Genomic DNA, 11,557 nt, shown 5'->3' with positions numbered 1-11,557 from the left:
TCCAGCCCATCGCCAGCCTCCCAGCCGTCGAAAACCCGACAGAAGACTGACACTTCTATGTTGCGAGGGACTGACATTCTGACATTGCGCTTACACGCCAAATGACGCATAACGAAAATTATGGAAATTATGGACCGTTGCCTCTGGCTCAGATGTTCTGGCCACCCGAGACCTCGATGCGCTGGGCGGTGACCCAGCGGTTGTCGGGACCGAGCAGGCTCGCCACAGCCGGGCCGATGTCGTCCGGCACACCGACACGGCCAAGCGCCGTCATGGTGGCGAAGGCCTCGTTGTAGGCCGGAGTGTCGCGCACCGCGCCGCCGAGGAAGTCGGTCTCGATGGCTCCGGGCGCGATCGCATTGGCGGTGATGCCGCGGGCGCCGAGTTCCTTCGCCAGATAATGGGTGAGGATTTCCACCGCACCCTTGGCCGCCGAATAGGCCGAGAATCCGGGAAAGGACACACGGGTCAGGCCCGAGGAGAAATTCACGATCCGGCCGCCGTCTGCCAGCAGCGGCAACAAGGCCTGGGTCAGGAAGAAGACGCCCTTCACATGGACGTTGAAGATCAGGTCGAACTGCGCCTCGGTGGTTTCGGCGAAACCGGCCATTTCCCCGTGGCCGGCGTTGTTGACCAGATGGTCGAAGTGGTCGCGATCCCAGCCCTGCAAGGTGGAGCGGACACGCTCGACAAAGGAGGAGAAACCCGAAATGTCGGCGGTATCGAGTTGCAGCGCGGCTGCCCGACGGCCAAGCGCCTGGATTTCGGACACGACGGCCTGTGCCTCCGCAGCCTGGCTGCGGTAGGTGAGGATCACGTCGCCGCCGCGCCGTGCGATGCTGAGAGCGGTGTTGCGGCCGAGTCCGCGGCTGCCGCCGGTCACGATCGAGATGGTGGTCATTGTGTGTTTCCCGTTGCGGAGTGTGGGGCCGCCGTCATCCGGCGGAGAAACGTTGTCGAAGACCGGTTCCGGCACCGTTTTCCGAATTCCCGGCAATGACGGCCTTCCGTTCTCCGGCGATGCTCAGGCAGCAGGGATTACGTGTCTGCAGCGCCTTGATAACGGCCGGCTTGCGGCGTGGGAACGACTTCGTATATGTAGCATCCATACCTCACAGGCATGGCGTCCGATGGAACTCCGTCATCTCCGGTACTTCGTTGCCGTGGCCGAGGAGGGCAGCCTCACGGTCGCCGCCGAACGGCGCCTGCACACCGCGCAACCATCGCTGAGCCGCCAGCTGCGCGACCTCGAATTGGAGGTCGGCGCCCAGCTTTTGCTGCGGAACTCCCGCGGCGTCGAACTCACGCCGGCTGGACGCGCCTTTCTGGAGCACGCCCGGCTGTCGTTGCAGGCGGCAGCCGATGCCGTTGCCGCGGCACGGCGGGCCGTCCGACCGCCCAAGCCCAGCTTCTCGGTCGGTTTCCTGACCGGCCAGGAGGTGGAGTGGCTGTCGCACGTCACCCACATGCTTCGCGGCCATCTGAAGGATATCGATTTCCGGGTGTCGAGCGACTTCTCGCCCGATATCGGCGACGCCATCCAGCGGGGGGAGATCGATCTCGGCTTCTGCAGGCTCGAACCGCAGCCGGACGTGTCCTACAAGGTCATCGCGCACGAGCCGATCCTGGTCATCCTGCCGAGGGATCATCCCCTCGCCGCCTGCTCCGCGATCGACGTGCGCGACATCGACCCGGCATCCTTCATCGGCTACACCAACACTCCGCATGTGCTGCGCGGCATCGTGGAGCGCTATCTGCGGGACCGTGGCGTCGTGGTGTCGCCGGCCCATAGGCTTGACGGGATCGCCACGGGAATCTCGCTCGTGGCATCCACCGGCGGGGTCACGCTGCTGCCCGCCTATGTCGACACCCTGCTGCCGCGCTCGCTGGTGAGCCGGCCGCTCGCGGGAAACGCGCCGGTGATCGAGATCGCCGCGGGGTATCGGGCTGACAACCCCTCCCCCATCCTGCGGATCTTCCTGGAGAACATCGACCAACTCATCGCCATCAAGGCGACCGGCACCGATCGCCTGAGCCGGGAAGCAAGGGAGCTTTGAACAACGAAATGCCCCGGGATCATGCAACGCCGCATGATCCCGGGGAATGTGGAGAGACGAGCCTGAACCTTGGTGACGGACCCCGCCTTAACGCTCGGGCCGGGTGAAGAGCCGAAGGATCAGGGCGCCGAGGGAGGCGATGGTCGCCACCGCGATGACGCCGTTCCAGCCCCAGTTTGCCAGCACCTGACTGCCCAGCGTGGCGCCGGCCGCCATGCCGATGAACATGCCCACCATCAGCACGGCGTTCAGGCGGCTGCGGGCGGCCGGGTCGATGCCGTAGACGATGGTCTGATGGGCGATCAGCGCCGCCTGGACGCCAAGGTCGAAGCCGACCGCGCTCGCAACCAGCAGCCACAGGCGGCCACCCTCCGGCACCAGCGGCGACAGGAACATGGCGGCAAACGACAGCGCGGCCAGACCGGCACCCAGCCGGGTCATCATCTCCGGCCCGCGGCTATCGGCGATCCGACCGGCGACCGGCGCCACCAGCGCCCCCGCCGCACCGGCCAGACCGAAGGCGCCCGCTGCCGCGGCGCCCAGATGGAACGGCGCGCCATGCAGCATGACCGCAAGCGTCGACCAGAAGGCGCTGAAGCCCAGCGACAGCAGGCCCTGCGCCATGGCGGCGCGGCGCAACGCCGGATGACGCCCCCACAGCACGGTCAGCGATGCCAGCAACTCCCCATAGCCGACGCTGGTCGTCGGTGCGAAGCGCGGCAGGCCGCGCCACAGCGCCACGCCCAGCAGTGCGATGCTGCCCGCCGCCGCCACGAACACGGCGCGCCAGCCGAAATGCTCGGCAATGAGGCCGCTGATCACCCGTGACAGCAGGATGCCCAGCAGAAGGCCGGTCATCACCGTGCCGACCACCCGGCCGCGATGTTCCGCCGGGGCCAGCGTCGCGGCGGCGGGCACGATGTCCTGCGCCAGCGTCGCCGACAAGCCAAGGACCAGGCTCGCCGCCAGAAGGCTGGCGATGGACGGTGCGAAGCCCGCCGCCAGCAGCGCCGCGACCAGCACCGCCGCCTTGGCCAGGATGATCCGGCGCCGGTCGAAGCGGTCGCCCAGCGGCGCCAGCAATAGGATGCCGGCGGCGTAGCCGAGTTGGGTCAGCGTCGGCACCCAGCCGACCGACCGGCCGTCGGCCTGGATGTCTGGCCCGAGGATGCCCAGCATGGGCTGGCTGTAATAGAGCGATGCCGCCGCCAGACCGGCACCGGCGGCCAGCAGGAACACCAGCGGCCGGCTGAGCCCGGCATCGGAGGACGCCGTCATCGCGGCTGCGGCGCTATGCGCGGTTTGAATGGTCGTCATCGTGAGACCCCCCTCAGGAAACTGAACGAGAGGGACTATGGCCGCAGGGTTGATGGGACGGTAGCCGGATCAGGTGTAGATTTGCTATACGTAGTACGTATGAGCACTGATCTCCCGGCAACCGGCAGCGACCGCATCGCCTTGTTGGAAACCTTCGTCCGCATCGTGGAGGCCGGCAGCCTGTCGGCCGCGGCGGCACAGCTCGGCAGCACCCAGCCGACGGTCAGCCGCCGCCTGCAACAGCTGGAACGGGTGCTGGGCGTCCGCCTGCTGCAGCGTTCCACCCACCGGATGGCGCTGACCGACGACGGGTCGCGCTGCTACGAGCGGGCGAAGGACCTGCTCGCCGGCTGGCAGATGCTGGAAAGCGACGTGCGCGGGGCGGACGACCGGCCGTCCGGCCATCTGCGGGTGGTGGCGCCGCATGCGTTCGGGCAGCAGCAACTGATCGGGCCGGTGGCCGACTATCTGCAACGCTACCCGCGGATGACGGTGGAATGGCTGCTGCACGACCGCATGCCCGATTTCATCGGCGAGGGCATCGACTGCGCCATACGCGTCGGCGAGGTCGGCGATCCGTCCGTCATCGCCCTGCGGCTGGGGGAGGTGCCGCGGATCGCCGTCGCCTCCCCTGCCCTGCTCGACGGGCGCCCGGTTCCGGCGCATGCGTCGGACCTGGCGGATTTGCCCTGGCTGGCGCTGCGCACCTTCTATCGCGACGAGGTGACGCTGACCCATGCCGAAACCGGCGAAGCGGTGAGCTTCCCCATCCGCCCGCGGATGTCCACCGACGGGTTGCAGGCAATCCGCAACGCGGCGCTCCGCGGGCTGGGGGCTGCCATCGCCTCGGAATGGGCGCTGGTCGATGATCTGGCGACCGGGCAGCTGGTGCATCTCGCACCGGACTGGCGGGCGGCGCCGCTTCCGGTGCATCTGGTCTATCCGCCGGCCCGCCACCAGCCGGCGCGCCTCCGCCGCTTCATCGACGCGATGCGCATCGCGGTGCCCCTCGCCTTCCGGACGATCCAGGCACCGTGACGGCGAACCGCGTCCTCAGGCGGCGCGGACGGTGGAGAGGAAGTCCTCGACCTCGCTGCGCAGCTTGACGGTCTCGCGCACCAGACCGCTGGCGGCTTCCAGCACGCCGGACGCGGCGGCGCCGGTCTGCCCGACGGTCTGGGCGACGCCGGCGATGTTGCTGTTGACCTCCGCCGTGTGGCGGGCGGCCTGCTGGATGTTGGCGCCGATGTCCTTGGTGGCGGCGCTCTGCTGCTCCACCGCCGAGGCGATGGCGGTGGCGATGTCGCTGACCGAGGTGATGGTGGCGCCGATGCCCTGCACCGCCGTCACCGTGCTGCCGGTGAACTGCTGGATCTCCAGCACCTTGGCCTGGATGTCGTCGGTGGCGCGGGCGGTCTGGTTGGCCAGAGCCTTCACCTCGCTGGCCACGACGGCGAAGCCCTTGCCGTGTTCGCCGGCGCGCGCCGCTTCGATGGTGGCATTGAGGGCCAGCAGGTTGGTCTGGCCGGCGATGGCGTTGATCAGCTCCACCACCTGCCCAATCTCCTGGGCGGCGGATGCAAGGCTGTGGATCATGCTGTCGATCTTCGCAGCCTCGTCCACCGCGCGGCCGGCGACGGAGGTGGACATCGTCACCTGACGGCCGATCTCGGCGATGGAGGCGAACAGCTCCTCCGTCGCGGCGGCGACGGTGTTGACGTTGCTGCTGGCCTGCTCGGACGCCTGCGACACCGCATGCGCCTGCGTGCCCGACCGCTCGGCGGCACCGGCCATGCCGGTGGCGGTGCTTTCCATCTGATGGGACGCCGCGGCGACGGCGCCCACCACGCCCATCACGCGCGCCTCGAACCGCGCGGCCATGTCGAGCAGGGCGGCGCGGCGTTCGGCGTCGGTGCGCTCCTTCTGTGCCTCGGCCTCGGCCTGCAGGCGGCGCACCTCCAGGCCGTTGCGCTTGAACTCCTCCAGCGCGCGGGCGAGCGTGCCGACCTCGTCCCCACGGTCCTGGTGGCCGATGGCGACCGACAGGTCGCCGGTGGAAATGCGGTTGGTGGCCTTGGTCAGCTGCAGGATGGGCGTGGTGATGCGCCGGCCGATCCAGACGGCAAGGCCGAGGCTGACCGCTGCCAACGCTGCGATCACGGCGGCGATGTTCAGCATGGTCTGCAGGCGCGCGGCGGCCACGGTGTCCAGATAGACGCCTGAACTGACGACCCAGCCCCAGCCCTTGGTCAGCTTGGAATAGGCCGACTTCTCCACCGGCTCGCTCGATCCCGGCTTGGGAAAGAAGAAGGAGGAATAGCCGCCGCCGGATTCGGCCGCCGCGATCTCGTCGCGCACGAACAGCCGGCCGGTCTTGTCGGTGCTGTCCCACATGGCCTTGCCTTCGACCTGCGGGTTCAGGTGGGCCAGGATGTTGCCCTTGCGGTCGAGGATCAGCGCATATTCCGTCCCGTCGTAGCGGGCCGACCGCGCGATGTCGAGCGCCAGCTTCTGCGCGTCGGCGACCGGCAGCTCGCCGGACGCGGCCCGCTGTTCGAACCGCTCGATGATGGACGTCACCATCTCCACCGCGACGCGGGCGCGGGCCTGGCGCTCCTCCATCATCACGGTGCCGAGCGACCTTGCGGTCATGGCCCCGGCGCCGACCAGCGCCAGGACGGTGATCAGGGGCAGCAGCAGCAGGCGCCCCCGGATGCCACGCAATGCGGAAATCATGTCTCTGTTGTCCCCGGCGACTGGCTTTTGCGGCATGCGTCTCGGCCGCGCCGTGGCCGGACCCGCCGGAACGGCCGACCGGCGCCGCACCCCTCTGGGCGGCGCCGGCCGAACCGCTTACACACTCATATCGCGTGATCTTTCACAGATGGTTTACACGCTGCACAAAACCGGTCAGCGATTCACCACCTTGGGCGGGAGGGCGTAGACCAGCAGGGCGCCGAGCAGGAGGCAGCCGGAGAAGAACCACAAGGCGGCGCTGCTGCTGCCGGTCAGGTCGATAACGATGCCGATCAGCGAGTTGCTGACCAGACCGGCAATGCTGGCGAGCGAGATCGCCATGGCGAAGCCGGTGGCCGCCGCAGTGCCCTTCAGGAAGGTGGCCGGCAGGCTGAAATAGGCCGGAAGCGGACCCAGAACGCCGACCGACGCGACGGTGAACAGGGCCACGGTGGCGACGAGGTTGTCGGCGAAGAAGGTGCTGGTCGCCATGGCGGCCGAGGCGGCCAGGAAGGGGATGATGATGTGCCAGCGGCGCTCGCGCATCCGGTCGGAACTGGCGCCGATCAGCAGGATGCCGACCACCGCGACGATGTTGGGGATCATCGTCAGCAGGCCGATGTGGAACGGATCCATCACCCCGGTCTTGCGGATGAAGGTGGGCAGCCAGAAACCGATGGCGTAGGCGGTCAGCAGGATGGCGAAGTCGATGCCGCCCAGCATCCACACCTTCAGGTTCAGCAGCCCTTCCTTGAAGCTGTGGCCAACATTCTTGGCCTCGGCATCGTCGCCGCGCAGGTCGACGGCAAGGCGGGCCTTCTCATCCTCCGACAGCCACTTGGCATCCCTGTAGGAATTCGGCAGCGCCACGAAGGTCAGGAAGCCCAAAATCACGCTGGGCAGCGCTTCCAGCAGGAACAGCCACTGCCAGCCGCGCAGGCCCTGGACTTGGTCGAAATGGCTCATGATCCAGCCCGACAGCGGGCCGCCGATCACGCTGGACAGCGGCAGGCCGATGACGAACAGCGCCATGATGCGTCCGCGGCGGTAGGTCGGGAACCACAGCGTCAGGTAATAGAGCACGCCGGGCAGGAAGCCGGCCTCGGCGGCGCCGAGAAGGAAACGGACGATGTAGAATTGCGTCGGCGTGGTGACCAGCATGGTCGCGGCCGACAGCAGGCCCCAGGTGATCATGATGCGGGCGATCCACAGCCGCGCGCCGACCTTGGTCAGCACGAGGTTGCTCGGCACCTCGAACAGGATGTAGCCGACGAAGAACAGGCCGGCGCCCAGACCATAGGCGGCCTCGCTGAACTGCAGGTCACCCATCATCTGCAGCTTGGCGAAGCCGATGTTGATGCGGTCCAGATAGGCCGCCAGATAGCAGAAGCAGAGGAAGGGAATGAGGCGCCAGGTGATCTTCTTGTAGAGCTGTTCCGCATCGACGGATTGCGCCGCGCCAATTGCGGCATTCGCTGTTGTCGTCTGGGCATAGGACATGTCGTCTGTCTCCTTACGCTGATCGCGTTGTGAACCCGTCCTGTTTTTTCATGCCGGCGCCGCCTGTCTCGGGTGCGGCGCCGGGTGTTGGCCCCAGTTTTCTTTTCTTATTGGTCCTGAACTGCTCATCCCCCTCTCCCCCCGCTCACGCGCAAACTTCGTTTGCGCTGACGCGACAGGCGGACCTTTGGTCCACCGAAAGCGGGGAGAGGGTCGGGGTGAGGGGGATGCATGGCATGGATTTTCGGGAAGTCACGCGGTGCGCCCCCCTCACCCTAACCCTCTCCCCGGGGGGGAGAGGGGATATCCCCGCCCTTCATCGATTGAACTGTGCAAGCGCCTCCTGCTTGTTCACCACATCGCCGTACTTGCTGTCGATGTCGAACAGATTGGCTTCGTGCGGACCGTCGTGGCGGTCGCCGACGCACTCGCGCACCACGATGGTGCGGAAGCCGTGCTGGACCGCATCGACGGCGGTGGCACGGATGCAGCCGCTGGTGGAGCATCCGGTCAGCACCACCGTGTCCACCCCCATCGCATGCAGCATCGGGGCGAGGCTGGTGCCGAAGAAGGAGCTGGCATACTGCTTGGAGATCACCACCTCCTCGGGAAGCGGCGCGACCTCCGGGCAGAAGGCGGCGAGCGGGTTGCCCTCCACCATGTCCTTCATCACCGGGGCCTTGCGCACCCACATGCCGCCATCGGCGAAATGGCCGGGATGGTAGCGGATGTTGGTATGGACGACCGGGATGCCATGGCGGCGGGCGGCGTCCAGCAGGTCCACCGTCTCCGCCACCGCGCTCACCACGCCGGGGGCGTAGAGCGGCGCGCCTTCGGTGGTGTAGCCCTGCATGAAGTCGATCACCAGCAGGGCCGGCCGCTCGCCGAAGCCGATCCGGTTGCCCCAGACGCCCTTGTAGTTGTCGGATGCGCTCTGCCCGTCGGTCATGCGCCTCACTCCTCAGTACGCGCCGGACAGCAGGGCGCCGGCGCCGGGGACGACCGGCTCCAGCTTCAGCGCCTTCAGCATGGCGTAGGTCGTGGCGATGGCGGCGGTCAGCACCGGCTTGCCGGTCTCCGCCTCCACCCGCGGCACCACCGGCAGCGACGGCATCTGCACGCAGGCGGACAGCACGACCACGTCCACGCCGTCCAGGTTCATGCCGCGCACGATGGCCGGCAGGTTGTTGGGGTCGTGGCGGGCGACGTCGAGATTGTCGGGGATCTCCAGAGCGCGCCAGTCCTGCACCTCGAAGCCTTCGGCGCGGATATAGTCCACCACCAGCTCGGTCAGCGGGCGCATGTAGGGGGCGACGATGGCGATGCGCTTGGCGCCGATCACCTTCAGCCCGTCCACCAGGGCGCCGGCGCTGGTGACCACCGGGGCCGGCGCGTCGTTCTCCAGCGTCTTGCGGGCAAGCCGCGCCTCGGAATCGCGGTGGTAGCCCAGGCCCATCGACATGATGGCGACGAGGCAGGCATAGCCCAGCACATCGACGCGGGCGTCCGACAGTTCGACGGCGCAGCGGTCGGATTCGGCGTCCATCGCCGCCAATTCTTCCTTCCTGACCGTCTTCATCCGCATGCGGGCGGAATGGAAGGTGAAGCGTTCCGGGCGGATCGCCTGACGCGCGGTCAGCATGGCCGGGATTTCCGTTTCCATGGTGACGTTGGAGCTGGGGACGATCTGGCCGATGCGGTACAGCGAAGACATGGGTTGGGTTCCTATGGATCAGGCGAGGGGATGGCCGAGGCTGTCGCCGAAGGCGGCGAAGAAGCCGTCGAGGTCGTCCCAGGGGATCATGTGCCCGGCATTGGGGACGCGGGCGATGCGGATGGCGGGCTGGAGGCGGGCGATCTCCTCCTCGTCCTCCGGCTGGATGACGCCGCAGCGGCCGGCGACGATCAGCAGGGCCGGGACCGGCAGCTTCGGCAGGTCGGCGTGGATGTCGTCCTGGTGGAAGCCCTCATAGGTCCGGACGATGGCCGGCTCGTAACAGGTGTGCAGCCATTCCGCGCGCAGCCGCAGCTGCTCCTCCGTCCAGGTCGGGCAGAAGGTGCGCATGGCGTCGGCATCCATGCCCTTCAGCGACTGGCGGATGGAGTCGACGTACCAGGGCAGGCCGCTGGGATAGGGCCGGCGGCCGGGGCCGGAGACCGGCGGATCGATCAGAACCAGCTGGCGCAGGCCCTTCCCGTCCCCGCGCACCGAAGCGCGGATGGCGAAGCGGGCACCCATGGAATGGCCGACCAGGACGTAGTCGGTCAGGCCGAGCGCCGCGACGAAGGCGTTCACATCGTCAGCGCAGGAATCGATGCCGTAATCCAGATGCGGACCGCTTTCCGACAGGCCGCGCCCGCGCACGTCCAGCACATAGGTGTCGAACTGCTGGCCGAAGCGTTCGGCGACGAAGCCCCAGGTGACGGCCGGGCTGGTGATGCCGGGGATCAGCACGATGGCCGGACGCCCGGCATGCCGCTCCCCGCCATAGCGCAGGTAATGCTGGCGGATGCCGTTGGCCTGGACGTTGGCGCCGTAGAGGAAGGTCGGGGCGGTCATGCCGCGATGCCTTCGCGCAGCGGCTGCTCATAGACGTCGTAGCCGAAGACCCAGGCGGGATCCTCCTGCGTGCGCAGGAAGGTGTTGGCGTTGGACACCGCCTGCACGCGGGTGGCGCGGTCCTTGCGGTTGGCCTCGTACAGCGCGAAGGCGCTGCGATAGTCGGTCAGGCCGGTCTCGGACAGGCAGCGGGTCAGCATCGCTGCGTCCTCGATCGCCATGCCGGCGCCCTGGGCCATGTGCGGCTTCATCGGGTGGCAGGCGTCGCCCAGCAGGACCAGCCGGCCGCGGCTCCACAGAGGCAGCGGGTTGCGGTTGCGCAGCGGCCACTTCGTGACCTCTTCCGTGCACTCGATCAGCGCCTGAACGGTCGGGTGATAGCCCTGGAATGCCTCGTACATCTCCTCGCGGCTGCTGTCGACGAAGGCCACCTGGAAGTCCCAGGCCGGGTGCGGCACGCCGGTGACGTAGTAGTACTCGTCGCGCTTCCCGGTGGTGAAATAGACCATCATGTGACGGTCCTCGGTCCACCACTTGATGCAGTCCTCGAAGGTCAAGTCGTATTTCGCCAGCTGGTCGCCGCGGATCAGCGCGCGGTGCGCGACCCAGCCGCTGTAGTTCGGCGCCTCGACCCCCAGCAGAGCCTCGCGGATGCGGGAGTTGATGCCGTCGGCGCCGATGACGATGTCGGCGCGCGCCTCGGTCCCGTCGGCGAAGGTCAGATGCACGTCGTCGCCGCTGTCGGTGATCGTCTCCAGCCGCTTGTCGAAGTGGACGGAGCCGGGGGCCAGCGTGTCCATCTGCAGCAGATGCATGTCGCCGCGGTGGACGGTGACATAGGCGGCGCCGTATTCGCGCTTGGCGAAGTCGCCCAGCGGGATGCGCGACAGGTAATCGCCGGTGAAGCCGTCGCGGCTGAACCAGAAGTCCGGCTTGGAGCCCATCGCCTCCAGCGGCTTTTCGATGCCCAGGCGACGGAACACCTTCATCACATTGGGACCGACATGAATCCCCGCGCCCAGCCGGGAGAATTCAGGCGCCTGTTCGTAGACATCCACCTGGAACCCGGCCTGCTGCAGAAGCCCGGCGGCGGCGGCTCCGCCCAGGCCGGCCCCGACGATAGCGATTCTCTGAGTCTTTCCCATGGGTATGGCCCTTTGCTGAGGTGGGGTGTTCGGTCGGCGCCGCCGAAGGGCTCGCGACCGGATGCAAGGGTGCGGGAGGAGTGTCCGGGGGCTTCTCGCCCCGGCTCCGGCCGTCGACCGTCGCATTAAACTCGATATGAAGTGTGTACGCTGTTTCAACTTGCCACGCAACACAATTCGTCATACAACGCTACTCAGGCTTTGCGGGACCGCCACGGCGGTTTGCGGCTCTAAGTGACCGC

The 11,557-nt window shown here is 67.7% G+C and carries 10 protein-coding genes; 2 read left to right on the top strand and 8 right to left on the bottom strand.

Going from position 1 to position 11,557, the window contains the following annotated elements; all coding sequences use genetic code 11:
* Positions 1 to 148 precede the first annotated feature (148 nt).
* The gene (locus J2Y49_RS16360) at positions 149 to 901 is read right to left on the bottom strand and encodes an SDR family oxidoreductase (RefSeq protein WP_310115922.1); all 753 of its coding nucleotides are present in this window, start codon (positions 899 to 901) and stop codon (positions 149 to 151) included.
* A 52-nt stretch (positions 902 to 953) separates the two neighbouring features.
* Between J2Y49_RS16360 and J2Y49_RS16355 the strand changes: the two genes are divergently transcribed.
* On the top strand, positions 954 to 2,057 hold the full coding sequence (locus J2Y49_RS16355) for a LysR substrate-binding domain-containing protein (RefSeq protein WP_310115921.1): 1,104 nt from the start codon (positions 954 to 956) through the stop codon (positions 2,055 to 2,057).
* Between the two features lie 87 nt (positions 2,058 to 2,144).
* On the opposite strand, the gene J2Y49_RS16350 is transcribed toward J2Y49_RS16355, so the two are convergent.
* The gene (locus J2Y49_RS16350; protein WP_310115920.1) at positions 2,145 to 3,374 is read right to left on the bottom strand and encodes an MFS transporter; all 1,230 of its coding nucleotides are present in this window, start codon (positions 3,372 to 3,374) and stop codon (positions 2,145 to 2,147) included.
* A 99-nt stretch (positions 3,375 to 3,473) separates the two neighbouring features.
* On the opposite strand from J2Y49_RS16350, the gene J2Y49_RS16345 reads away from it, so the two are divergent.
* Positions 3,474 to 4,412 carry a LysR family transcriptional regulator gene (locus J2Y49_RS16345; RefSeq protein WP_310115919.1) on the top strand — a complete coding sequence of 313 codons (939 nt, stop codon included), beginning with the start codon at positions 3,474 to 3,476 and terminating at the stop codon, positions 4,410 to 4,412.
* Positions 4,413 to 4,427: 15 nt separating this feature from the next.
* Here the strand turns inward: J2Y49_RS16345 and J2Y49_RS16340 are convergent, their stop codons facing one another.
* From J2Y49_RS16340 to J2Y49_RS16315, 6 genes are all read right to left on the bottom strand, one after another.
* Positions 4,428 to 6,110 (bottom strand): cache domain-containing protein, encoded by a 1,683-nt coding sequence (locus J2Y49_RS16340; protein WP_310115918.1) that lies wholly within the window; start codon positions 6,108 to 6,110, stop codon positions 4,428 to 4,430.
* 174 nt (positions 6,111 to 6,284) lie between these two features.
* The gene (locus J2Y49_RS16335; RefSeq protein ID WP_310115917.1) at positions 6,285 to 7,610 is read right to left on the bottom strand and encodes an MFS transporter; all 1,326 of its coding nucleotides are present in this window, start codon (positions 7,608 to 7,610) and stop codon (positions 6,285 to 6,287) included.
* A gap of 316 nt (positions 7,611 to 7,926) precedes the next feature.
* A complete protein-coding gene (locus tag J2Y49_RS16330; RefSeq protein ID WP_310115916.1) occupies positions 7,927 to 8,559 on the bottom strand; it encodes an N-carbamoylsarcosine amidohydrolase in 633 nt (210 codons plus the stop codon).
* 12 nt (positions 8,560 to 8,571) lie between these two features.
* On the bottom strand, positions 8,572 to 9,273 hold the full coding sequence (locus J2Y49_RS16325; RefSeq protein ID WP_310115926.1) for an Asp/Glu racemase: 702 nt from the start codon (positions 9,271 to 9,273) through the stop codon (positions 8,572 to 8,574).
* Positions 9,274 to 9,342: 69 nt separating this feature from the next.
* The gene (locus J2Y49_RS16320) at positions 9,343 to 10,170 is read right to left on the bottom strand and encodes an alpha/beta hydrolase (protein WP_310115915.1); all 828 of its coding nucleotides are present in this window, start codon (positions 10,168 to 10,170) and stop codon (positions 9,343 to 9,345) included.
* A complete protein-coding gene (locus tag J2Y49_RS16315; RefSeq protein ID WP_310115914.1) occupies positions 10,167 to 11,315 on the bottom strand; it encodes an FAD-dependent monooxygenase in 1,149 nt (382 codons plus the stop codon). Before J2Y49_RS16315 ends, J2Y49_RS16320 begins: the two co-directional genes overlap by 4 nt.
* Between the last annotated feature and the right edge of the window lie 242 nt (positions 11,316 to 11,557).

This window comes from Azospirillum sp. BE72 (genome assembly GCF_031455875.1).
Lineage (GTDB): Bacteria > Pseudomonadota > Alphaproteobacteria > Azospirillales > Azospirillaceae > Azospirillum.
This window is presented reverse-complemented; position numbering and strand designations above follow the sequence as displayed.